The organism is Ramlibacter alkalitolerans (assembly GCF_016722765.1).
GTDB lineage: Bacteria > Pseudomonadota > Gammaproteobacteria > Burkholderiales > Burkholderiaceae_C > Ramlibacter > Ramlibacter alkalitolerans.
This window is the reverse complement of the sequence record NZ_JAEQND010000001.1, coordinates 245,871-268,181: the sequence shown is the minus strand read 5'-3', so window position 1 is coordinate 268,181 and position 22,311 is coordinate 245,871. Positions and strand designations below refer to the sequence as shown.

20 protein-coding genes are annotated in these 22,311 nt (G+C 69.2%); 11 read left to right on the top strand and 9 right to left on the bottom strand.

Translation table 11 applies throughout. From position 1 onward, the window contains the following. Window position 1 precedes the first annotated feature (1 nt). The 4 genes from ftsA (at window position 2) to JI746_RS01240 (ending at window position 3,988) form a co-directional block, all read left to right on the top strand. A complete protein-coding gene (gene ftsA / locus JI746_RS01255) occupies window positions 2–1,231 on the top strand; it encodes a cell division protein FtsA (protein WP_201686962.1) in 1,230 nt (409 codons plus the stop codon). Window positions 1,232–1,376: 145 nt separating this feature from the next. Further along, a complete protein-coding gene (gene ftsZ, locus JI746_RS01250) occupies window positions 1,377–2,630 on the top strand; it encodes a cell division protein FtsZ (protein ID WP_201686961.1) in 1,254 nt (417 codons plus the stop codon). Between the two features lie 253 nt (window positions 2,631–2,883). Beyond that, complete coding sequence (gene lpxC, locus JI746_RS01245; RefSeq protein ID WP_201686960.1) at window positions 2,884–3,807, top strand: UDP-3-O-acyl-N-acetylglucosamine deacetylase; 924 nt, start codon at window positions 2,884–2,886, stop codon at window positions 3,805–3,807. A 1-nt stretch (window position 3,808) separates the two neighbouring features. Continuing rightward, window positions 3,809–3,988 (top strand): hypothetical protein, encoded by a 180-nt coding sequence (locus JI746_RS01240; protein WP_201686959.1) that lies wholly within the window; start codon window positions 3,809–3,811, stop codon window positions 3,986–3,988. On the opposite strand, the gene ruvC is transcribed toward JI746_RS01240, so the two are convergent. From ruvC to JI746_RS01210, 6 genes are all read right to left on the bottom strand, one after another. After that, window positions 3,985–4,533 carry a crossover junction endodeoxyribonuclease RuvC gene (gene ruvC / locus JI746_RS01235; protein WP_201686958.1) on the bottom strand — a complete coding sequence of 183 codons (549 nt, stop codon included), beginning with the start codon at window positions 4,531–4,533 and terminating at the stop codon, window positions 3,985–3,987. The two genes, JI746_RS01240 and ruvC, sit on opposite strands and share 4 nt — an antisense overlap. Then, the gene (gene mtgA, locus JI746_RS01230; protein ID WP_201686957.1) at window positions 4,533–5,264 is read right to left on the bottom strand and encodes a monofunctional biosynthetic peptidoglycan transglycosylase; all 732 of its coding nucleotides are present in this window, start codon (window positions 5,262–5,264) and stop codon (window positions 4,533–4,535) included. Before mtgA ends, ruvC begins: the two co-directional genes overlap by 1 nt. Beyond that, the gene (aroE, locus tag JI746_RS01225; protein ID WP_201686956.1) at window positions 5,261–6,091 is read right to left on the bottom strand and encodes a shikimate dehydrogenase; all 831 of its coding nucleotides are present in this window, start codon (window positions 6,089–6,091) and stop codon (window positions 5,261–5,263) included. Before aroE ends, mtgA begins: the two co-directional genes overlap by 4 nt. Window positions 6,092–6,101: 10 nt before the next feature. Then, window positions 6,102–6,950 carry an energy transducer TonB gene (locus JI746_RS01220; RefSeq protein ID WP_201687278.1) on the bottom strand — a complete coding sequence of 283 codons (849 nt, stop codon included), beginning with the start codon at window positions 6,948–6,950 and terminating at the stop codon, window positions 6,102–6,104. A 2-nt stretch (window positions 6,951–6,952) separates the two neighbouring features. Next, window positions 6,953–9,019 carry a ribonuclease catalytic domain-containing protein gene (locus JI746_RS01215; protein ID WP_201686955.1) on the bottom strand — a complete coding sequence of 689 codons (2,067 nt, stop codon included), beginning with the start codon at window positions 9,017–9,019 and terminating at the stop codon, window positions 6,953–6,955. 187 nt (window positions 9,020–9,206) lie between these two features. Further along, window positions 9,207–9,791, bottom strand: a complete 585-nt coding sequence (locus tag JI746_RS01210) for a YqiA/YcfP family alpha/beta fold hydrolase (RefSeq protein ID WP_201686954.1) — start codon at window positions 9,789–9,791, stop codon at window positions 9,207–9,209. Between the two features lie 82 nt (window positions 9,792–9,873). On the opposite strand from JI746_RS01210, the gene JI746_RS01205 reads away from it, so the two are divergent. Continuing rightward, window positions 9,874–11,646, top strand: coding sequence for an ATP-binding response regulator (locus JI746_RS01205; RefSeq protein WP_201686953.1), 1,773 nt, complete (start codon window positions 9,874–9,876; stop codon window positions 11,644–11,646). Between the two features lie 9 nt (window positions 11,647–11,655). On the opposite strand, the gene JI746_RS01200 is transcribed toward JI746_RS01205, so the two are convergent. Further along, window positions 11,656–12,327 (bottom strand): response regulator, encoded by a 672-nt coding sequence (locus tag JI746_RS01200; protein WP_201686952.1) that lies wholly within the window; start codon window positions 12,325–12,327, stop codon window positions 11,656–11,658. Between the two features lie 127 nt (window positions 12,328–12,454). Here JI746_RS01200 and rodA point away from each other — a divergent pair, with 127 nt between their 5' ends. The 6 genes from rodA to JI746_RS01170 all read left to right on the top strand — a co-directional run bounded on the left by rodA (window position 12,455) and on the right by JI746_RS01170 (window position 19,097). Next, window positions 12,455–13,609 (top strand): rod shape-determining protein RodA, encoded by a 1,155-nt coding sequence (gene rodA / locus JI746_RS01195; RefSeq protein WP_201686951.1) that lies wholly within the window; start codon window positions 12,455–12,457, stop codon window positions 13,607–13,609. Between the two features lie 7 nt (window positions 13,610–13,616). Next, a complete protein-coding gene (locus JI746_RS28140; RefSeq protein ID WP_330892798.1) occupies window positions 13,617–14,507 on the top strand; it encodes an NAD(P)-dependent oxidoreductase in 891 nt (296 codons plus the stop codon). Next, on the top strand, window positions 14,504–15,964 hold the full coding sequence (gene tldD / locus JI746_RS01185; protein WP_201686950.1) for a metalloprotease TldD: 1,461 nt from the start codon (window positions 14,504–14,506) through the stop codon (window positions 15,962–15,964). Before JI746_RS28140 ends, tldD begins: the two co-directional genes overlap by 4 nt. Window positions 15,965–16,029: 65 nt before the next feature. Next, window positions 16,030–16,608, top strand: a complete 579-nt coding sequence (locus tag JI746_RS01180; RefSeq protein WP_201686949.1) for a hypothetical protein — start codon at window positions 16,030–16,032, stop codon at window positions 16,606–16,608. Between the two features lie 261 nt (window positions 16,609–16,869). Next, entirely contained in the window at window positions 16,870–18,003 is a 1,134-nt protein-coding gene (locus tag JI746_RS01175; RefSeq protein WP_201686948.1) for a 3-deoxy-7-phosphoheptulonate synthase, read from the top strand. Window positions 18,004–18,071: 68 nt separating this feature from the next. Further along, window positions 18,072–19,097 carry a hypothetical protein gene (locus JI746_RS01170; protein WP_201686947.1) on the top strand — a complete coding sequence of 342 codons (1,026 nt, stop codon included), beginning with the start codon at window positions 18,072–18,074 and terminating at the stop codon, window positions 19,095–19,097. 12 nt (window positions 19,098–19,109) lie between these two features. Here JI746_RS01170 and mpl read toward each other — a convergent pair whose 3' ends face one another. Both mpl and JI746_RS01160 read right to left on the bottom strand, forming a co-directional pair. Beyond that, window positions 19,110–20,495: a UDP-N-acetylmuramate:L-alanyl-gamma-D-glutamyl-meso-diaminopimelate ligase gene (gene mpl, locus JI746_RS01165; protein ID WP_201686946.1), complete on the bottom strand. Its 1,386-nt coding sequence runs from the start codon at window positions 20,493–20,495 to the stop codon at window positions 19,110–19,112. A 179-nt stretch (window positions 20,496–20,674) separates the two neighbouring features. Next, window positions 20,675–22,303 carry a long-chain fatty acid--CoA ligase gene (locus tag JI746_RS01160; protein WP_201686945.1) on the bottom strand — a complete coding sequence of 543 codons (1,629 nt, stop codon included), beginning with the start codon at window positions 22,301–22,303 and terminating at the stop codon, window positions 20,675–20,677. Window positions 22,304–22,311: the final 8 nt, after the last annotated feature.

Genomic DNA, 22,311 nt, shown 5'->3' with positions numbered 1-22,311 from the left:
GATGGCGAAGGAATACAAGGATCTCGTCGTCGGACTGGACATCGGCACGGCCAAGGTGATGGCGGTGGTGGCCGAAGTCCTGCCCGGCGGCGAGCTGAAGATCGCCGGCCTGGGCGTCGCGCCGGCCACCGGCCTCAAGCGGGGCGTGGTGGTCAACATCGACGCGACGGTGCAGAGCATCCAGCAGGCGCTCAAGGAAGCGGAGTTGATGGCCGACTGCAAGATCACGCGCGTCTACACCGGCATCACCGGCAGCCATATCCGCGGCATCAACTCCAGCGGCATGGTGGCGGTGAAGGACCGCGAGGTCACGCCCGCCGACGTGGCGCGGGTGGTGGAGACGGCGCGCGCCATCAACATCTCGACCGACCAGCGCCTGCTGCTGGTGGAGCCGCAGGAATTCGTGATCGACGGCCAGGACGTGAAGGAGCCGATCGGCATGAGCGGCATCCGGCTGGAAGCCAAGGTGCACATCGTGACCGGGGCCCAGAGCGCGGCGGAGAACATCATCAAGTGCGTGCGGCGCTGCGGGCTCGAGGTGGAGCAGCTGCTGCTCAATCCGCTGGCCTCGTCGCAGTCCGTGCTCTCGGACGACGAGAAGGAACTGGGCGTGGCGTGCGTCGACATCGGCGCGGGCACGACCGACGTGGCGATCTTCACCGGCGGGGCGATCCGCCACACCGCCGTCATCCCGATCGCCGGCGACCTGATCACCAGCGACATCGCGATGGCGCTGCGCACGCCGACCAAGGACGCCGAGGACATCAAGGTGGAGTCGGGCTACGCCAAGCAGCTGCTGGCCGACCCCGAGCAGCAGGTCGAGGTGCCGGGGCTGGGCGACCGCGGCCCGCGCATGCTCTCGAAGCAGGCGCTCGCCGGCGTGATCGAGCCGCGCGTGGAGGAGATCTTCTCGCTGGTGCAGCAGGTGATCCGCGAGTCGGGCTACGAGGAGGTGCTGTCCTCCGGCATCGTGATCACCGGCGGCAGCGCGGTGATGCCCGGCATGGTGGAACTCGGCGAGGACATCTTCCTGAAGCCGGTGCGGCGCGGCCTGCCGCGCTACGGCGGCGCGCTGGCCGACATGGTGGGGCAGCCGCGCGCGGCCACGGTCATGGGACTGCTGGAGGAAGCGCGCCTCGCGCGGGTGCGTGGCGCCCGCGTGGCGCAGAAGCACGGCTCGGTGAAGACCGCCTTCGGCCGCATCCGGGATTTCATCGTGGGGAATTTCTGAATGAATCCCCACCCGTTCTGCCTGGCGCGAGGGAGTCCTCCTCGCAGAAAGGAGCGATGTCGGTGCACCGATCCACCGTTCCCGCGTTAAGCGTTCCAACCAACAAGTATTTGTCAGTGGCAACTGCAAGAGTCAGGAGAATCACATGAGCATTGAAATGATCGAAGTCGAGGAGTTCCACCAGGGCACGCAGATCAAGGTGATCGGCGTCGGCGGTGGCGGTGGCAATGCCGTGGCGCACATGATCGAGCGCAGCGTGCAGGGCGTGGAATTCATCTGCGCCAACACCGATGCGCAGGCGCTGTCGCGCAGCACGGCGCACAAGCTGATCCAGCTCGGTGGCACCGGCCTGGGCGCCGGCAGCAAGCCGGACAAGGGCCGCGAATGCGCGGAGGCGGCCGTCGAAGACATCCGCCAGGCCATCGCCGGCGCGCACATGCTGTTCATCACGGCCGGCATGGGCGGCGGCACCGGCACCGGCGCGGCGCCCGTGATCGCGCGCGTCGCCAAGGAGATGGGCATCCTCACGGTGGGCGTGGTCACCAAGCCCTTCGACTGGGAAGGCGGCCGCCGCATGACCAACGCGGACAACGGCCTGTCCGAACTCGAGGCCAACGTCGATTCGCTGATCGTCGTGCTGAACGAGAAGCTGCTGGAAGTGCTGGGCGACGACATCACCCAGGACGAGGCCTTCGCGCACGCCAACGACGTGCTGAAGAACGCCGTGGGTGGCATCGCGGAAATCATCAACGTCCCCGGCCACGTGAACGTGGACTTCGAGGACGTGCGCACCGTGATGGGCGAGCCGGGCAAGGCGATGATGGGCACGGCGCTGGCCGAGGGGCCGGACCGGGCGCGCATTGCCGCGGAACAGGCCGTGGCCTGCCCGCTGCTGGATGGCATCGATCTCTCGGGCGCCAAGGGCGTGCTGGTGCTGATCACGGCGGCCAAGGGCAGCCTGAAGCTGTCCGAGTCCAAGCTGGCGATGAACACGATCCGCGCCTACGCCTCGCCGGACGCGCACGTGATCTACGGCACGGCCTATGACGACTCGCTGGGCGACCAGGTCCGCGTGACCGTGGTGGCCACGGGCCTGTCGCGCCAGGGCCAGCAGCGCCGCACGGCGCCGCCCCTGCAGGTGCTGCGCACCGGCACCGACAACGTGCCCTTCAACGTGCCGACGATCCACAACGCCGTTGCCGGTCCCGGCGCCATCGTCACCCGCGAAATGGAAGCCGGCCGCGCCGCCGCCCCGCAGCACGCCGACTACGGCAACCTGGCGGTGCCCAGCGTGTGGCGCACCAACCGCTCGCAAGCCGCCGCGAAGGTCGATGCGCTCTCGAACGGCGGGATGGACGACTTCGAGATCCCGGCGTTCCTGCGCAAGCAGGCGGATTGAAGACCGACATCCGAACGCAGAAGCCGCAAAGGCTACGCAAAAGCCGCAAAAGAGGAACCTCCCAAAGGCGCCCTTTTGCGGTTTTTGCGAAACCTTCGCGGCTTTTGCGTTCTGGCTGTGCGGCGATCCGGTTTTACGTCTCCTACATACGCGCTTCACGGCGCGGCGTGAGGCTCAGCCAATGACCTGGCTCTATCGTGGACATGCGGGAAGTCAACCGGGGGGATCCCTGGGCGCCCGTAAAATCGCTTCCATGGTGCGCCAGCGAACCCTCAAGACCCTGACCAAGGCCGTGGGCGTGGGCCTGCACAGCGGTCAGCGCGTGGAGCTGACGCTGCGGCCCGCCCAGCCCGATACCGGCATCGTGTTCCGCCGCACGGACCTGCCCCTGCCCGTCGACATCCCGGTCTCCGCCCAGGCGGTGACGGATACGCGCATGGCCTCGACCATCTCCAACGGCGGCGCCAAGGTCCACACCGTCGAACACCTGATGTCCGCCTGCGCCGGCCTGGGCGTCGACAACCTCTACGTCGACATCACGGCCGAAGAGGTCCCCATCCTCGACGGCTCTTCGGCTTCGTTCGTCTTCCTGCTGCAAAGCGCGGGCATCGAGCAGCAGAACGCGCCGCGCCGCTTCATCCGCGTGCTGCGGACGGTGGAAGTGCGCGAAGGCCAGGGCGAGGACCTGAAGTGGGCGCGGCTCGACCCGTACCACGGCTTCAAGCTGGGCTTCGAGATCGAGTTCCACCACCGCGTGGTCAGCTCCACCGGCCAGCGCTACGAATTCGACCTGAGCTCGGGCCAGTACTCGCGCGACATCGCGCGCGCCCGGACCTTCGGCTTCACGAAGGACCTGGAAATGATGCGCGCCCGCGGCCTGGCCATGGGCGGCGGCATGGACAACGCGATCGTGGTCGACGACTACCGCGTGCTCAACGCCGACGGCCTGCGCTACGACGACGAGTTCGTCAAGCACAAGATCCTCGATGCGATGGGCGACCTGTACCTGATCGGCAAGCCCCTGCTGGCGGCCTACAGCGCCTTCCGTTCGGGCCACGCCCTGAACAACAAGTTGATCCGCGCGCTGCTGGCGGACCAGGATGCCTTCGAGGTGGTGAGCTTCGGCCACGAACGCGAGGCACCCGCCGGTTTCGCCCAGCCGGCCCGCGCCTGGTAGCGTGGGCTTCGTCCGGGTCCTGGTGCTGCTGCTGCTGGTGGCGGCCGGCGTGAGCTTCGCGCTCTTCGCCTTCACCGGCGAGCAGAAGTACAAGCGCTTCGGCCTCGCGCTGTTCAAGTGGACGATGCTGGCGGTGTTGCTGCTCTTCGCCGCGATCTTCGCCGACCGGCTATCTTCCTAGATCACCCGCCCCGTCTTGTACGCGCCGGTGTTGCGCCGCGCGACCCCGCCCGCCGCCTGGATCCGCGCCGTCGCCAGCGCCGCATGCGCGTGCGTGATGGCCAGCCCCAGCGCGTCGGCGGCGTCCTTGCCCGGCAGCCCCGGCAACTGCAGCAGCCGCTGCACCATCAATTGCACCTGCGTCTTGGCGGCCTTGCCGGTGCCCGCCACGGCCTGCTTCATCTGCATCGGCGTGTACTCCGCCACCGGCAGCGCATTGACCACCAGCGCCGTGATGCAGGCACCGCGCGCCTGGCCCAGCAGCAGCGTGGACTGCGGGTTGACGTTCACGAACACGATCTCGATCGCGGCCGCATCCGGCTGGTAGCGCGTGCGCAGCTCGCCGATGCCGTCGTACAGCACCTTGAGCCGCGCCGGCAGGTCGCCCCGCTCCAGGTGCATGGTGCTGATGGTGCCGCTGGCCACGTACTGCAGCGCGTAGCCGTCGGCATCGACGACGCCGAAGCCCGTGGTCTGCAATCCGGGATCGATGCCCAGGATCCGCATCAGGGCAGTTCCGCCGCGCGCATGCGCGCGACGATCGTCGCCGTGCGCCCCGCCAGGTACTTCGAGCCCGGCATCTTCTCGAAGCGCTTGGGCTGCGGCAGCATCACGGCCAGCCGCGCGGCCTCGTAAGCGCTGAGGCGGCTGGCGGGCTTGCGGAAGTAGTGCTGCGCGGCGGCCTCGGCGCCGAACACGCCGTCGCCCCACTCCACGCTATTGAGGTAGATCTCCAGGATCCGCTCCTTCGACAGCGTGTGCTCCAGCGCCATCGTCAGCACGAATTCCTGGCCCTTGCGCAGGAAGCTGCGCTCGCCCGAGAGCAGCAGGTTCTTGGCCAGCTGCTGCGAGATGGTGGAGCCGCCGTAGATCTTGGGCGGCCTGGCCGTCGAGGGCGCAAGCTGCGCCCGCCGGGACGCCTTTTCCTCCGCCTTGGCATTGCGCTCCCAGGCCTTCTCCAGCGCATCCCAGTCCACCCCATCGTGGTAGACGAAGCCGTCGTCCTCCGAAGCGATCACCGCGCGCTTGAGGTTGTCGGAAATCTGCGGGTAAGCCACCCAGCGCTGGCTCCAGCGCAGCCTGTCCTTCTCGGTGGCGATGCGCCAGGCTTCCGAACGCTGGAAGCTGGTCGACTGCGGGTCCACCACCGCCATCAGCGCGATGCGCCCGACGAAGAAGGCCTGCAGCGCGACGAAGGCGATCAGCACCAGCCCGATCCAGCGCAGGACGGCCTTCATCGCGCCAGCTCCTGCCGCAGTTCGGCCAGCACCTGCGCCGACGGCGGCCGCACGCCGCGCCACACCAGGAAGGCCTCCGCCGCCTGTTCCACCAGCATGCCCAGGCCGTCGCGGCCGCTCGCGCCGTGCGCGCGCGCCCACTGCAGGAATCCTTCGGCCGCCGGGCCGTACATCATGTCGCAGGCCAGCGCGCCGGGCCGAAGTACGGAGGCCGGCACCGGCACCTCCGCGCCGCTGAGGCTGCTCGCCGTTCCGTTCACCACGACATCGAAGGCGCCCGGCACCGCGTCCAGCCCGCAGGCCTCGAGCCTCACGCCGGTAGCGTCCGCCAGCATCGCGTGCCGCGCCACCAGGGCCTGCGCCTTTTCGGGCGTGCGGTTGGCCACCACGATGCGGCGCGGCTTCGCTTCGACCAGCGGCCCGAGCACCCCGGCCGCCGCGCCGCCGGCGCCGATCAGGAGCACGTCGCGCCCGGCGAGCGCCACGCCGGCGTTGTCCTGCAGGTCGTGCACCAGGCCCAGGCCATCGGTGTTGTCGCCGTAGATGCCGCCGGCTTCGAAGCGCAGCGTGTTGCAGGCGCCGGCCAGCGCCGCCCGTTCGCTGCGGTGGCTCACCAGCGTGGCAGCCTCGAACTTGAACGGCACGGTCACGTTGCAACCCCGGCCGCCCTCGGCACGGAAAGCCTGCAGCGCCGCGGCGAAGCCCGCCAGCGGCACCAGGCGCCGGCCGTACTCCACCGGCTGCCCGGTCAGTGCGGCGAAGCGCGCGTGGATCCACGGCGAGCGGCTGTGCTCCACGGGATTGCCCATCACGCAATAGCGGTCCACGGTGGCGGCCTCAGCGGTTGGTGAGCCGGGTTTCCAGCGTGTCTTCGCGCGTGAACTTGAAGCGCGACACCACCACGATCTGGTCCGCCTTGCGGCGCATCGCCTCGCTGAAGCGGCCGAACGGGCCGGCGGCGCGCGCGATGGTGGCGGCCCGCCGGTCCAGGGTGCGGTTGCCGGAGCTTTCGACGATCTCGGCGTCGGTGACCCGGCCGTCGTGGTTCACCGTCACGATCATCGTCAGCTCGCCATAGAGCTTGCGGCCGGCGAGTTCCGGGAAGTTGGTGGTGCCGCGTTCCTCGATCTTGCGCCGCAGCGCGTCGTAGTAGACGGCGTACACCTCCTCGCGCGTGGAGGGGCTGATGTAGCGCTTCTTCGGCCGCGCGTTTTCCTCGTTGATGCGCTTCTCGATCTCGGCCAGCAGCTTGACGAGGTGGCGGCGCTTCTCCTCGCGCGCCGCCGCCTCGGGGTTCGAGCGGGCCTGCTTCGGGTCCGCCGGGGGCATGGCGGCGAGCGTGCGCTTGAGGTTGGCGAGCATCACCATCTGCTCTTCCTGCATCGTCTCGATCTTCTGCTGCGCGTCTTCCGCAGCGTCGCCGATGGAGGTGAGCGCCGAGGCCGGCAGGGGCGAGGTGGCGCGGCCCTTCTCGGCCTCGCCGCCGCCGGCGAGCGCCGCCTGGGCGATGGCCTGCGCGCGGTCGACCTTCTCGTTGCTGCGGGCGTTGACCAGCACGACCTCGAGCGGCGTGTCCTGGAACACGCGGTTGAAGCCTTCGGGGTCGACGATGCGCACCGTGAGCAGGGCCGCGTGCACGATGACGGACACGCCCAGTGCGATCTGCAGGGTGCTGAGGGACTTCAGGTTCACGAACTCACGTCTACGCCCGCGGGCGCGCTGACCGGATTGTCCTCGGAAGTGTCCGTGACATCCACCGCGATCGCAATCGGACCCGCGACGCTTTCCTCTTCGCTGTCGTCTTCCACCGACGCCGGCTCCGCAATGGTATCCAGGCGTTGCAGCACCGAGCCGCTGACATCCAGCGTGATCAGGTCGATCTGGCCCAGGCGCAGCCGCACGCGGGCGCCGCGCGGCAGGTCCGCCGTGCCCAGCACCGGCAGCACCAGCGGCAGCGTGTCGGCGCGGGCCAGGCCTTCCTTGAAGACGGTGGCTTCCAGCTCGCGGATGCCGTTCTGCTGCAGGTACTTGAGCGTCCAGTAGCGTTCCATCCCGGCCTGGTGGCCGTTGTAGGCGCTGTAGGCAGCGTCGAAGCCGGAGATGATCGAGAACAGCTCGGCATCCTTCGGCTTGAAGGGCGCCGCAAGCGCGGCGGTGCGGCCGTGGCGCGCCGCCGCGATGATCTGCCACTGGTTCACCAGGTCCGTATAGCGGCGCAGGGGCGAGGTGCTCCACGCGTAACTTTTCACGCCGATGCCGGCGTGCGGCAGCGCCTTGGTGCCCATGCGCACCTTCACGCCCGGGGCCAGGCTGGCCTGGCTGCGGTAGATGCCGGGCACGCCGACCTCAGCCAGCCACTGGCCCCACGTGCTGTTGGCGAGGATCATGGCCTCCGCCACGATCAGGTCCAGCGGCGCACCGCGCTTGCGCACCGTGATCTCCACCGGTTCCTCGCCCGTCGGCCCGTCCTCGCCCGCCGTCGGGACGCGGAAGTTGTAGTCGGGTCGGCTGAAGTTCTCCGGCTTGCCGCGCAGCACCTCGCGCTGCGCCTTCAGCTGCCTGGCAAGGCGGAACAGGAAGGACAGTTCGGCGCGAAAGCGCAAGGCGGGTTCCGGCACCCCCACGGCCGGCGCCGACGGGTTCTCGAGGAAGTCCGCCGGCAGGTGTTCATCGAGCTGGTCGTGCCGCAGGTTGGCCGCGATCGGCACCCGCTCGAGGCGCGTCTCGCTTTCCTTGACGGCCAGCGTGGCTTCGTCGTACTGCACGTAGAGCGAGACGGCGGGGCAGTCGCGGCCTTCCATCAGCGTGTAGGCCTGCACCACGTCCTCGGGCAGCATCGTGATCTTGTGCCCCGGCATGTAGACCGTGGACAGGCGCTGGCGCGCCAGCTGGTCCAGCGGCGTGCCGGTCTGGATGGCGAGGCCGGGCGCGGCGATGTGCACGCCGACGGTGACGGTGCCGGAGCCGAGCCCCTGCACCGACAGCGCGTCGTCGATCTCGGTGGTGCTGGAGTCGTCGACCGAGAACGCCTGCACCGCGGCGAGCGGCAGTTCGTCGCGGATCGCGGGGGCGGCCAGCGGCGGGAAGCCGGTCCCCCTGGGGAACCACTCCAGCAGGAAGCGCTTCCAGTGGAACTGGTAGGGCGAGGTGATCGCGCCGGCGTTCTGCAGCAGCGCGAGCGGTGCGGTCTGGGTGCTGCGGGACGCTTCGACGACGGCCTTGTATTCGGGCGCGTTCTTGTCCGGCTTGAACAGGATCTTGTACAGCTGTTCGCGGATCGCCGGCGGGCAGCTGCCCGAGGCCAGCTCCGCGGCCCAGGCGGAAATCTGCGCCTGCACCTGCTTCTTCTTCTCGATGGCGACGAGCGCCTGCTGCAGGATCTCGGCCGGGGCCTTGCGGAAGCGCCCCTTGCCGGCGCGGCGGAAGTAGTGCGGTGCCTCGAACAGCCGCAGCAGCGCGGCGGCCTGCTGCACCAGCGTGGCCCGTTCGCTGAAATATTCACGGGCCAGGTCGGCGAAGCCGAACTCCTCCTCGGGCGCGAATTCCCAGGCCAGGTCCAGCTCGATGCCGGCGCCGACCTCCTGCGCTTCGCGCAGCAGTTCCAGCGGCTGCGGCTTCTCGAACCTCAGCAGCACGTTGGCGGACTTGACCTTGACGCGCTTGCCGCTCTCGAGCTCGACCTGCGCCGAAGCATCCGACTCGGACAACACCCGGCCGGCGAGGAACTTCCCGGCGTCTTCGAACAGAACGAACATGGGTGGATTGTCCCATGCGGGCCAGGCGGGCCTGTGCGTGCAGCCAATTCAACCGCCGAACGCAGAAGCCGCAAAAACTGCGCAAAAGCCGCAAAAGAAATCATCGGCACTTCTTCGCGGTTTTTGCGTAGCTTTTGCGGTTTTTGCGTTCTGGTTGTTCCTTGGGTTCTGATTGTTCCTGGTGGCATCAAGCGAGGCGCAGGAAAGCGAGGATCTCCGGCAGGTGGGCGTCGAAGTCGGTCAGGCCGTGGTCGCTGCCTTCCAGCAGCTTCATGCCGATGCCCGGGTAGCGGGCGACCATCTCGCGCCAGTCCAGCAGTTCGTCGCCCTTGGCGATCACGGCGAAGTAGCGTTGCGGCTCGGTGATGGGGCCGGCATCCAGCGCCCGCAGTTCTGCGATGAACTCCGGGGCGAAGTAGAAATGCTCGCCGGGGTCGTGGAAGGCCGTCTGCTCGCCGATGTAGCGGGCCAGGTCGCGCGCCGGGTCCACCGCGGGATTGAGCAGCACCGAGCAGCAGCCGGTGGCCTGCGCGACGCAGGTGGCATAGAAGCCGCCCAGGGAGGAGCCGACCACCGCCATGTGCTCGCGCGGCCAGCCTGCGATGGACTGCAGCACCAGCGCCATCGCCTCTTTGGGGGATGGGGGCAGTTGCGGGCAGCACCATGTCACGCCCGGGTGGCGTTCGCGCACCAAGGCGTGCATGCGCTGGGCCTTGAAGGAGCGGGGCGAGGAACGGAAGCCGTGCAGGTAGAGCAGGTGCGTGGTGTGCATCCCACGGATGGTATGCGTCAGCTCCTGTAAGTTGCCTCGCACCGCGATCTTTGCCACACTGCCCTGGTTCAGGAGGAGAGTGGTGGCACACACCAAGGCGGCAGCCCCCCGAGGGGCGTCGCAAGAGTTGATCGAGCGCAGCGTCGGCGTGATCGTCGCGCAGGCGCGGGCGGGCATCGGCAGCGCCCTGGTGATGGGAGCGTTGTTCGGCTTCATCCTGGTGCCGGGTGCGGGCTGGCCGCGCTTCCTGGGCTGGTACGCGGTGTTCGCATGCGGCATGCTGATGCGCCAGCCTTACTTCAAGTACCTGGTGAATCGCCACGGCGTGACGGAGGCGACGCTGCGCCACATCGCGATCGGGGCGGCGGTCACCGGCTGGTTCGTCACCACCAGCATCCCGCTGTTCGCGCCCTTCCTCAGTACCACGCACCTGAGCGTGCTGACCATGATCACGGTGGCCTGGGTTGCGCTCGCCGTGTCGATGCTGGCGGTGCAGCCGCGGGTGTACACCGGCTACCTGCTGGCCTGCATGGTGACGATCTACCTCGGCTTCGCCCACTATGCCTCCACGCCGGACATGGTGCTGATGGGCGTTGCCATGGCCCTGGGCGCCCCCATCATGGTGCGGCTGGCGCGCACGCTGCACCAGCAGCTGCGCGAGATCGTCGACGCGGCGCAGGAGAAGGCGCAGGTGGTGGAGCAGCTGCGCCAGTCGCTCAAGAACCAGCAGGAGACCCAGCGCGCCCGCTCGCGCTTCCTGGGGGCCGCGAGCCACGACCTGCGGCAGCCGGTGCAGGCGCTACTGTTCCTCTCCGACATCTTCCGCAAGTCCACCGACCCGGCGCGCCGCGACCAGATGGCGCAGCAGATCGTGCGCACGGGGCAGTCGATCGACGGCATGTTCCGCCACCTCGTGGACTTCGCGCAGATCGATGCCGGCACCATGAAGGCCGTGGTGCAGCCGGTGCAGCTGGAGCGCCTGCTCGTGTCGGCCAGCTCCGGGTTCGCGGAGAAATGCGCCGCCCGCGGGCTGCGCTTTCGCACCGAGGTGGTGGGTTCCTGCAACGTGTCGGCCGATCCGGTGCTGCTGGAACGCATGCTGCGCAACTTCCTGGACAACGCCTTCAAATACTCTCTGCAAGGCGAGATCCTGCTGCGGGCCGACTGCGCCGGCCAGGAGGCGGTGGTCACCGTCACCGACCAGGGCGTGGGCATGGACCCGGACGACCTGGCGCAGGCCTGCAATGCCTTCTACCGCGGTCGTTCGGCGGCCAAGGCGGAGGCCGAGGGCATCGGCCTGGGCCTGGCGATCTCGCGCCACATGGCGGACCTGATGCACTCCGCGCTCGAGATCTCGTCGCAGCAGGGCGAGGGCACGCGCGTCACGATCCACCTGCCGCTCGCCCGGGAGCCGGCGGCGGTGCTCGCCTGCGCGGCGGCATCGCAGCGCCTCGCGCCCCTGCAGGGGCTGCTGGTGGGGGTGGTCGAGAACGAGCGGCTGGCCCGCGAAGCGCTGTGCGCGTGGCTGCAGGACGTGGGCGCGCGCGTCGCCGTGGGCGGGTCGCTGGCCGAACTGCAGCAGGCGCTGGACGCGCAGGGCGATGCGCCCGACATCCTGCTGGCCGACTACCGCCTGGCCGAAGGCACCGGCGTGGAGGCGGTGGAGGCGGTGCGCAGCCGCTTCGGGCCGGTGCCGGCCGTGATCGTCTCCGGCGAGCCGGACATCCGCGAACGGGGGCTGCCGCTGGCCGTGCTGCAGAAACCCGTGGCCCCCGAGCGGCTGCTCGAGGCGATGCAGGCGGCGCTGGCACGGGTGCCGGCCGCGGCCGTCGCAGACGCGCCGACGCCGGCGTGAGGCCTTCGATCAGTGCGCCCGGGCGGGCGCCGTTTCCAGGTCGCGCATCGTGAGGCCGGCGCGCGCCAGCGCGTACACCGCCTCGGTGCGATTGGAGACCACCAGCGCATCGAGGATGTGCGCCACGTGCGACTTGACCGTGGTATCGGACAGGCCGAGGTCGCGGGCGATCACCTTGTTCGGCTTGCCCTGCACGATGCCCAGCAGCACCTGGCGCTGGCGCTCGGTGAGGTGCGCGCCCAGGCGGGCCCAGGCGTCCTGCTGCGCGCGCGAGGCGGGCGTGCCCACGCTCAGGCTGGTGGGCGGCAGGTAGACGCCGCCGGAAAGCACCAGGGACAGCGCCGCGGTGAATTCGTCGCTGGGCGCGGACTTGGGCACGAAGCCGCAGGCGCCCAGGTCGATGCAGGCACGCACGATGGACGGGTCTTCATTGCCGGAGAGCACCAGTACGGGCAGCTCGGGCCGCCTGGTGCGCACGTTGCGCACCGAATCCGTTCCCTGGTAGCCGGGCATCTGCAGGTCCAGGATCATCAGGTCGACGGCCAGGCCGGCGTCCAGGCGCTGGAACGCCGTTTCGAGCGAAGCGCATTCGACCACGTCGACTTCCATGCCCGTGTTCTGCAGGGTATGGACGACGCCGCTGCGGTACAGGGGGTGGTCGTCGACGACAAGGATGTTCATGGTGCGCGCCTTCGGTTCGTTCCCATGGTAGCAGCGGGACCGTGGCCGGGAACAGGCCATTTGGAGGATTGGAGGATCCCTTCCCGGAACCCGCCTGCCGCGCCTGCCGCTCCCGGATAATCCGGCGATGGCTGCAGTCTTCGACCAACCCTCGCTGCGCCGGCGCGTCTCCCCCATGCTGCAGGGGTTCGACGGTCCGCTGGCGTTTGCCGTCTTCCTGCTGGCGTGCGCCGGGATGCTGACGATGTACAGCTCCGGCTACGACCACGGCGCGCGCTTCTACGACCACGGCCGCAACATGGTGCTGGCCGGCGTGCTGATGTTCGTGGTGGCGCAGGTGCCGCCCCAGCGGCTGATGAGCTTCGCGGTGCCGCTGTACGTGCTCGGCGTGGCCCTGCTGGTCGCCGTCGCCGTGTTCGGCATCACGAAGAAGGGCGCCCGGCGCTGGATCAACATCGGCGTGGTCATCCAGCCTTCCGAGATCCTCAAGATCGCCGCGCCGCTGATGCTGGCCTGGTGGTTCCAGAAGCGCGAAGGCCAGCTGCGCGCGTTCGACTACGTGGTGGCCGGCCTGCTGCTCGCCCTGCCGGTGGGGCTGATCATGAAGCAGCCGGACCTCGGCACGGCCGTGCTGGTGATGGCCGCAGGCATGGCGGTGATCTTCTTCGCCGGCCTGTCCTGGAAGCTCATCATCCCGCCGGTGGTGCTGGGCATCGTCGCCGTGGTGCTGATCGTGATGTTCGAGCCGATGCTGTGCGCCGAGGGCTTCCGCTGGCCGGTGCTGCACGACTACCAGCAGCAGCGCATCTGCACCCTGCTGGACCCGACCAAGGATCCCCTGGGCAAGGGCTTCCACATCATCCAGGGGATGATCGCGATCGGCTCGGGCGGCGTGTTCGGCAAGGGCTTCATGCAGGGCACGCAGACGCACCTGGAGTTCATCCCGGAGCGCACCACCGACTTCATCTTCGCCGCCTACTCGGAGGAGTTCGGCCTGGCGGGCAACCTGTTCCTGATCGCCAGCTTCCTGTTCCTCGTGCTGCGCGGGCTGGCCATCGCGCTGGAGGCGCCGACGCTGTTCGCGCGGCTGCTGGCCGGGGCGATCACCATGATCTTCTTCACCTATGCCTTCGTGAACATGGGCATGGTCAGCGGCATCCTGCCGGTGGTGGGGGTGCCGCTGCCCTTCATCAGCTATGGCGGCACGGCCATGGTGACGCTGGGGCTGGGGCTGGGGATCCTGATGTCGATCTCCAAGTCCAAACGCCTGGTCCAGAGCTGAGAAGCCGGTGGCAGGCACCGTCGGCATCGTCGGCGTGGGCAACATGGGCGGCGCCATGGCCGCCCGGCTGCTGGGCTGCGGCTGGCAGGTGCAGGCCTGCGATCTGGTGCAGGCGAAGGTGCAGGTGCTCGTGGGGCAGGGCGCACGCGCCGCCGCCCGCCCGCGCGATGCGGCCGAGGGCGCCGAGGCGCTGATCGTGTCCGTGGTCGATGCCGCGCAGGCCCGCGAGGTGCTGTTCGGCCCCGATGGCGCCGCGGCGGCGCTGGCGCCCGCGGCCGCCGTCCTGCTGTGCCCCACCATCGCGCCGCAGGATGTCGAGGACCTCGCCGCAGGCCTGGCCGAGCGAGGCCTGTGCCCCATCGACGCGCCGATGTCCGGCGGACCGGCCCGTGCCCGCGACGGCAGCATGAGCCTGATGGTGGCCTGTGCCGATGCGGTCTACGAGGCCCACCGGGCGCTGCTGGACGCCTTGAGCGGCAAGGTGTTCCGCGTCGGCACCCGCCTCGGGGACGGCGCGCGCACCAAGCTCGTCAACAACCTGCTGGCCGGGATCAACCTCGCCGGCGCGGCCGAAGCCCTGGGGCTGGCGCAGCGGCTCGGCCTGGACCTGGCGCGCACGCTGGACGTCATCGAGCAGTCCAGCGGCCAGAGCTGGATCGCCTCGGACCGCATGCGCCGGGCGATCGCCGGCGACTACGCGCCCCGTGCCCACGTCACCCTGCTGCAGAAGGACACGGGCCTGGCGCTGCAGGCGGCCCGCGCCGCCGGCTTCGACGCCAGCCTCGGCCCGGTCGCGCACGAAGCCTTCAACCGCGCAGTGGCTGCCGGCGATGCCGAACTCGACGACGCGGCGCTGCTGCGTCTCTACGGGAGACCGGACCCTACAATGGTCCGATGATCTCCCGCGAACCCACCATCGAGCGCCTGGCCATCGCCCGGGCGCTGCTGCTCGAACCCTTCGGCCTCGACGAAAGCCACCTCTCGCGGGCGCTGGCGGAGATCCGCGCGCACCGCGTCGACGATGCCGACCTGTACTTCCAGTACACGCGCAGCGAAGGCTGGAGCCTGGAAGAGGGCATCGTCAAGACCGGCAGCTTCAGCATCGACCAGGGTGTCGGTGTGCGTGCCGTCAGCCGCGAGAAGACCGCCTTCGCCTATTCCGACGACATCTCCGAGACTTCGCTGCTCGATGCCGCGCGGGTCGTGCGCTCGATCGGCGCGGCCGGCGATGGCGCGATCGTGCAGATCCCCTCGCCGCAGGTGGCCGGCAGCCGCTCGCTGTACCAGGGGCTGGACCCGATCTCCACGCTCGATAGCGCCGCCAAGGTCAAGCTGCTGGAGCGCGTGGAGCAGATGGCGCGGGCACGGGATCCGCGCATCGCGCAGGTGATGGCGGGGCTGGCCAGCGAATACGACGTGGTGCTCGTGGCCCGGGCCGACGGCACGCTGGCCGCCGACGTGCGGCCGCTGGTGCGCATGTCGGTCACCGTGATCGCCGAACAGAACGGCCGGCGCGAGATGGGCACCGGTGGCGGTGGCGGCCGCTTCGGCCTGGCTTATTTCGACGACGAGCGCCTGCAGTCCTATGTCAATGACGCGGTGCGCGCCGCGCTCACCAACCTCGAATCGCGCCCCGCACCCGCCGGCCACATGACGGTGGTGCTGGGCCCGGGCTGGCCCGGCATCCTGCTGCACGAAGCGGTGGGCCATGGCCTGGAGGGCGACTTCAACCGCAAGGGCTCGAGCGCCTTCTCGGGCCGCGTGGGCCAGCGCGTCGCGGCCAAGGGCGTGACCGTGCTCGATGACGGCACCATCGCCGATCGCCGCGGCTCGCTGAACGTCGACGACGAGGGCAACCCCAGCCAGCGCAACGTCCTGATCGAGGACGGCATCCTGCGCGGCTACATCCAGGACTCGCTCAATGCCCGCCTGATGGGCGTGGCGCCCACCGGCAACGGCCGCCGCGAGAGCTATGCCCACATCCCGATGCCGCGCATGACCAACACCTACATGCTCGGTGGCGACATGGACCCGCAGGAGATCGTGGCCAGCATCGACAAGGGCCTGTATGCCAGCAACTTCGGCGGCGGCCAGGTCGACATCACGTCCGGCAAGTTCGTCTTTTCCGCCAGCGAGGCCTATTGGGTCGAGAACGGCAAGATCCTCTATCCGGTCAAGGGCGCGACCATCGTCGGCAACGGCCCGGACGCGCTGACGCGCGTCAGCATGATCGGCAACGACATGCGCCTGGACACCGGCGTGGGCACCTGCGGCAAGGAAGGCCAGAGCGTGCCGGTCGGCGTGGGCCAGCCAACCCTGCGGATCGACGGGCTCACCGTCGGCGGTACGGCCTGACCTGGACAGAAGGGACTTCCCTACTCGACCGTAAGCATGGATCATGGCGATACTCCGGTCCCGCCATGTCGAGCTTTCCGCCGTCCACCACCCAGCGCCTGTCGACCGACCCGTTCTCCGACCTGCCGGGCATCGACACCTTCGACGGGCTGAGCCACCTCCTGCGCGGGGCGATCGCCGACGAGGACAGCCGCATCTTCTCCGAGAACCTGGGCCAGCTCGCGGCGCAGGCGGAGGGCGTGGTCGCGGGCCTGCGCGTGAGCCGCCACCGCGACCACGTGAGCCCGCTGCTGATGGACATGCTCACGGTGCTGCGCGCGCACCGGGCGTTCGTGGTGAACCTCGACACGACCTGGCGCGGCCTCTACGAATACGCCGCCTACCTGCAGACGCTGAACAACCTGCGCGTCCTGATCGGCCAGTGGCTGGTGCATGCGGCCCCCTGGGACGACGAACTGGGCGTGACCGCCGCCGAGTTCGAACTCGCCGCCTGGCGCACGCTGGGCGAGGGCATGCTGCTGGTCGACGTCTACGAGCAGTGGCTGCTGCGCGACGACCCGGACGAACAGCACTCCGCCCTGGGCGAACTGCAGGCGCCGCAGGTCGCGAAAGTGCTGCAGTGGTGGCAGAAGCTGCGCCGCTGAGGGCCCTGGGCGAACCTGCGGCTGGCGCGCAACGTCCCGACGATCGTGCTGGACAGGGCCCCCGGGGCCTGTGTTAAATTGCACGCATGCGTCCCGTTCGCGCCTTCTTTTTTGGCTACTTCTGGTTCTCCAGCGCCCCCGGCGGAAGAGAGATCTGAGCGTACCCGCGACAAACGCAAAGAACCTCGAAAAACCGCCGGCACCCCCGGCGGTTTTTTCTTGGGCCCGCAAGAACCGACACCACCAGCGAGAACAGCCGTCATGAATCCGCCCAAAGCCGCCGCCGCCGATGCCTGGCAAGCGCACCCCGTCGACCGCACCAGCCAGACCGACGACCAGCGCATCAAGGACATCACGGTGCTGCCCCCTCCCGAACACCTGATCCGCTTCTTCCCGATCCGCGGGACCGCGGTGGAGACCCTGGTGAGCGGCACGCGGCGCGCGATCCACAACATCATGGCGGGGCAGGACGACCGGCTGCTGGTGGTGATCGGCCCCTGCTCGATCCACGACCCGAATGCGGCCCTCGACTACGCGCGCAAGCTGAAGGAAGCGCGCGACAAGTACCGCGACACGCTGGAGATCGTGATGCGCGTGTACTTCGAGAAGCCGCGCACCACCGTGGGCTGGAAGGGCCTGATCAACGACCCGTACCTGGACGAGAGCTTCCGCATCGACGAAGGCCTGCGCATCGCGCGCCAGCTCCTCATCGACATCAACCGCCAGGGCGTGCCCGCCGGCAGCGAGTTCCTGGACGTGATCTCGCCGCAGTACATCGGCGACCTGATCTCCTGGGGGGCGATCGGCGCGCGCACCACCGAAAGCCAGGTGCACCGCGAGCTCGCCTCCGGCCTGTCCGCGCCGATCGGGTTCAAGAACGGCACCGACGGCAACATCAAGATCGCCACCGACGCGATCCAGGCCGCCGCCCGCGGGCACCACTTCCTGTCGGTGCACAAGAACGGCCAGGTGGCGATCGTGCAGACCAACGGCAACCGCGACTGCCACGTGATCCTGCGGGGCGGCAAGGCGCCGAACTACGATGCCGACAGCGTCGCCAGCGCCTGCCGCGAGCTGGAGGCGTCCAAGTTGCGCCCGGTGCTGATGGTGGACTGCAGCCATGCCAACAGCAGCAAGCAGCACGAGCGCCAGATCGAGGTCGCGCGGGACATCGCCGGCCAGGTGGCGGGTGGCTCGCGCAGCATCTTCGGCCTGATGGTGGAAAGCCATCTGACCGGCGGGGCACAGAAGTTCACGCCCGGCAAGGACGACCCCAAGGCCCTGGCTTACGGGAAAAGCATTACCGACGCCTGCATCGGCTGGAGCGAGTCGAACGAAGTGCTCGATGTTCTCGCGGAATCCGTGAATCGGCGACGGAATCGACCGTCCGTCTGATTTACATGTTGTAACTGTGCCGCTACATTTGTTTCGACTCGGCCCCATCCCTGGGCGAGGAGGAACGAATGACCATCGAGGTGCCTGCCCTGCGTCTGGGCCTGGCGGGTTTCAGCGACGCGCAACAGAAGCTGGCGGCGGAAGCGGCGAAGGCGGCGGCGACGCCGCGCGCCACCTGGGAACTCGCGTCCTTCGCGGACGCCGACGCGTGGTGGCTGGACGGGCGCCGCACGCTGTTCATGCCCAACAAGCACCTGCGGGTGCAGCCCGCCGTGCCGTCCGGCCGTTCCGTGCAGATCGCACTGTCCGACGTCGACCGGCCCGTGGCCTTTTCGCTGCCGCTCGCGCCGGACTTCAAGCCGGCGGTGAGCTTCGCGCTGGAGGACCATGGCGCCTCGGTGCAGGTTCTGCACCAGTTCGCGGGCTTCATGCAGACGATGCTGGCGCAGTTCTGCCTGGCTTCCAGCATCGCCGACAACCAGCCCACGCTGGGCGCCGGCTCCTGGGAGGTGCTGCGGGGGGGTGACCTGGTGGCGGTGGTCGACATCAAGCTGGGGGCCGTGGTCGACCCCTCGGTCGCGCCAGGTGATTTCGATGACGTGACGTGGTGCGTGCGCGACCACGGTGCCGTCATGATCCCCGTGAACTGGCCGCGGGCCAGCGTGTCGCAGCTGATGTGGCAGTACGCGCAGCGCAGCCAGCGCGACCTGCTGCCGCCGCACTACCGCAGCAAGCCGCTGTTCTTCCGCCGGCCGCCGCGCCTGGCGCAGCGCCAGTTGCGCGATGCGCACCTGCTGCTGATGCGCGAGCTGGTCGCCCAGCCCGGAATGACGTTCGACGCGCTGCAGCAGGCCACCGGCCTGGCCGACGTGCCGCTGGCGCGCTACCTGTCCGCCCTGTACGTGGTCGGCTCCATCACCTCGAATCCGCGCCGCGCCAGCGCCGCCGCCAACCTGGCCGCCGCCGTCCGCGATCCGGCGCCTTCCAAGCAGAGCCTGTTCGAGTCGGTGCTGGACACCACCCCGCGGCATTCCGAGCTGGTGCCGCGGCCGCAGCTGGACCTGACGGCGCCGCTGCCGCTCACGCGGCACTAGACGCAGGCCGCCTCAGGCGGCCTGCGCCAGCCGCTCCAGCAGCATCGCGTGGATGCCGCCGAAGCCGCCATTGCTCATGCAGAGGATGTGGTCGCCCGGCCGCGCCGCCGCCATGACCTGGTCGGCCAGTTCGGCGATGGTCTGCGCGATGCGCGCCTTGTCGCCCATCGGCTGCAGGGCGTCGGCCGGATCCCAGCCGAGGCCGCCGGCGTGGCAGAAGGACAGGTCCGCCTGTTCCAGGCTCCAGGGCAGCTGCGCCTTCATCGATCCCAGCTTCATCGTGTTGCTGCGCGGCTCGAACACCGCCAGGATGCGCTGCGTGCCGACCTGGCGGCGCAGGCCGTCGATGGTGGTGCGGATCGCCGTGGGGTGGTGCGCGAAGTCGTCGTACACCGTGACGCCGTCGGCGATGCCGCGCACTTCCATGCGCCGCTTGACGTTGCGGAATTCGCGCAGCGCCGTGGCCGAGACGGCCGGCGTGACGCCCACGTGCTGCGCGGCGGCGATCGCCGCCAGTGCATTGAGCTGGTTGTGCACCCCGGCCACGTCCCAGTGCACCTGGGCCACCCGGTGGCCCTGTTCCAGCACGTCGAAGCGGGTCGGCTCGCCCTCGGCGCGGTAGTCGCTGACGGCGGCGCCGAAGCTGCGCAGCTCGCTCCAGCAACCCTGGTGCAGCACGCGCTGCAGGCTTTCCTCCAGGCCGTTGACGACGACGCGCCCGGTCGACGGGATGGTGCGCACCAGGTGGTGGAACTGCCGTTCGATGGCCGCGAGGTCGTCGAAGATGTCGGCGTGGTCGTATTCCAGGTTGTTCAGGATCGCCGTGCGCGGGCGGTAGTGGACGAACTTGCTGCGCTTGTCGAAGAACGCCGTGTCGTATTCGTCGGCCTCGATCACGAAGGCGGTGTTCGGCCGGGCCAGGTTGCCCAGGCGCGCCGAGACGCCGAAATTCAGGGGCACGCCGCCGACCAGGAAGCCCGGTTGCAGGCCGGCGTGTTCCAGGATCCAGGCCAGCATCGAGGTGGTGGTCGTCTTGCCGTGGGTGCCGGCGACCGCCAGCACGTGGCGGCCCTGCAGCACGTGTTCCGCCAGCCACTGCGGCCCGCTGGTGTAGGGCAGGCCCTGGTCCAGGATGGCTTCCATCAAGGGGTAGCGGGGCGTGCCGTCCGCGGTGCGGGCGCGCGAGACGACGTTGCCGACGACCCACATGTCCGGCTTCAGTGCGAGCTGCTCGGTGCCGAAGCCTTCGATCAGGTCGATGCCGAGGGCGCGCAGCTGGTCGCTCATGGGCGGGTAGACACCCGCGTCGCAACCGGTCACCTTGTGTCCGGCCTCGCGGGCCAGGGCCGCCAGCCCGCCCATGAAGGTGCCGCAGATGCCGAGGATATGGATATGCATGGGCGGCGATTATCGCGGCGGGGTGTAAGTCGGCCGTAACGGCGGCTCCAAAACCGGACAGCCGAACGCAGAAGCCGCAAAAGTCACGCAGAAGCCGCAAAAAATACCGATGAAGTTTTTCGCGGCTTTTGCGTCGCTTTTGCGGCTTCTGCGTTCCTTTTCCCGATCTCGCGCAGCGCCTATTCAGGGAACATCTGCCGCAGCTTCAGCTTCCAGAACTTGCCGGTCGACGTGCGCGGGACGGCTTCGATGAATTCGTAGCGTTCGGGGAGCTGCCACTTGGCGAAGCTGCGCTGCTGCAGGTGCGCGTTCAGGTCGCCGGGATGCGTGTCGGCGCCTTTCTTCAGCACCACGCAGGCCAGGGGGCGCTCGCCCCATTTCTCGTGCGGGATGGCGATCACGGCGGCTTCGGCGACGGCGGGGTGCGCCATCAGCGCGTTCTCCAGGTCCACCGAGCTGATCCACTCGCCGCCCGACTTGATCAGGTCCTTGGTGCGGTCGGTGATGCGCACGAAACCGAGTTCGTCCACGCTCGCCACGTCGCCGGTGCGCAGCCAGCCGTCGTCGGTGAACTTGCCCGGCTCGCGCGGCACCTGGTGGTAGCTGCCGGTGATGAAGGGGCCGCGCACCTGGATCTCGCCCACGCTCTTGCCGTCCCAGGGCTGCAGGCCCGCATCGCCCACCACGCGCAGGTCCACCAGCGGCACCGGCACGCCGGCCATCGCGGCGCGCCGGTACTTCTCGTCGTCGCTGGCGCCCTGCAGCTCCGCGCGCGGGTAGGAGATGGTGCAGACCGGCGAGGTCTCGGTCATGCCCCAGCCCTGCTCGATCCAGATGCCATGCTGGTCGAAGGCGCGGATCAGCGCTTCGGGCACGGCCGCGCCGCCCACCAGCGAACGCATGCCGCGCGGGAGTTTCCAGCGGCCGTGGTTCGGCGAATCGGGCTTCTGCGCCGCGTCGTAGGCCTGGATCAGCGACAGCCAGATGGTCGGCACGCCGAGCGACAAGGTCGGCGGCTCCAGCTGCATCAGGTCGAGGATGTCGTCCGGATGCAGGTGCGGGCCGGGGAAGACCAGTTTCACGCCCATCATCACGGCGCCATAGGGCATGCCCCAGCTGTTGGCGTGGAACATGGGCGTGACGGGCAGCACGACGTCCGTGCCGCGCAGGCCCCAGAAGTCGCCCAGGCTGGCGACCAGCGTGTGCAGGATCGTGGAGCGGTGCGAATACGCCACCCCCTTCGGCCGCCCCGTGGTGCCCGAGGTGTAGCACATGGCCACCGGGTCGTCCTCGCCGTGCTCCGCATAGGTGAAGCGCTCCGGGTCGGCGCCCGCCAGCAGCTTCTCGTAGTTCTCGAATTCGGGCGCCACGTCCGCGCCCGAGAAGGGAAAGACGATCACTTTCTCGAATCGGTGCAGGCCGGCGAACTGCCGGTACAGGGGCAGCAGCACGTCGTCGACCACGAGGAAGCGGTCCTGCGCGTCGCCTGCGATCCAGCCGATCTCGTCCGGCGACAGGCGCAGGTTCAGGGTGTGCAGCACGCCGCCCGCCGCCGGCACGCCGAAGTAGCACTCCAGGTGGGCATGGTGGTTCCAGCACAGGGTGGCGACGCGGTCGCCCTTCTTCAGCCCGAGCTGCTGCAGTGCCGACGCCAGCGCGCGTGTGCGCCGGTGGAACGCGCCGTAGCTGTGCCGCACCAGGGACTTGTCCGGCAGCCGCGAGACGATCTGGTTGCGGTGGAACAGCTGGCCCGCACGTTCCAGCAGGTGGTTGAGCGACAGGGGCGTCGCCATCATCGTGCTCTGCATGCCCGGTC

Bases quoted from the DNA above. Each gene is read 5' to 3' on its own strand.
- JI746_RS01160 (WP_201686945.1), bottom strand. From the start codon at position 22,303: ATGCAGAGCACGATGATGGCGACGCCCCTGTCGCTCAACCACCTGCTG.
- JI746_RS01200 (WP_201686952.1), bottom strand. From the start codon at position 12,327: ATGAACATCCTTGTCGTCGACGACCACCCCCTGTACCGCAGCGGCGTC.
- JI746_RS01180 (WP_201686949.1), top strand. From the start codon at position 16,030: ATGTCGAGCTTTCCGCCGTCCACCACCCAGCGCCTGTCGACCGACCCG.
- tldD (WP_201686950.1), top strand. From the start codon at position 14,504: ATGATCTCCCGCGAACCCACCATCGAGCGCCTGGCCATCGCCCGGGCG.
- JI746_RS01215 (WP_201686955.1), bottom strand. From the start codon at position 9,019: ATGTTCGTTCTGTTCGAAGACGCCGGGAAGTTCCTCGCCGGCCGGGTG.
- ftsA (WP_201686962.1), top strand. From the start codon at position 2: ATGGCGAAGGAATACAAGGATCTCGTCGTCGGACTGGACATCGGCACG.
- lpxC (WP_201686960.1), top strand. From the start codon at position 2,884: ATGGTGCGCCAGCGAACCCTCAAGACCCTGACCAAGGCCGTGGGCGTG.
- JI746_RS01170 (WP_201686947.1), top strand. From the start codon at position 18,072: ATGACCATCGAGGTGCCTGCCCTGCGTCTGGGCCTGGCGGGTTTCAGC.
- ftsZ (WP_201686961.1), top strand. From the start codon at position 1,377: ATGAGCATTGAAATGATCGAAGTCGAGGAGTTCCACCAGGGCACGCAG.
- JI746_RS01210 (WP_201686954.1), bottom strand. From the start codon at position 9,791: ATGCACACCACGCACCTGCTCTACCTGCACGGCTTCCGTTCCTCGCCC.
- ruvC (WP_201686958.1), bottom strand. From the start codon at position 4,533: ATGCGGATCCTGGGCATCGATCCCGGATTGCAGACCACGGGCTTCGGC.
- JI746_RS01175 (WP_201686948.1), top strand. From the start codon at position 16,870: ATGAATCCGCCCAAAGCCGCCGCCGCCGATGCCTGGCAAGCGCACCCC.
- mtgA (WP_201686957.1), bottom strand. From the start codon at position 5,264: ATGAAGGCCGTCCTGCGCTGGATCGGGCTGGTGCTGATCGCCTTCGTC.
- rodA (WP_201686951.1), top strand. From the start codon at position 12,455: ATGGCTGCAGTCTTCGACCAACCCTCGCTGCGCCGGCGCGTCTCCCCC.
- mpl (WP_201686946.1), bottom strand. From the start codon at position 20,495: ATGCATATCCATATCCTCGGCATCTGCGGCACCTTCATGGGCGGGCTG.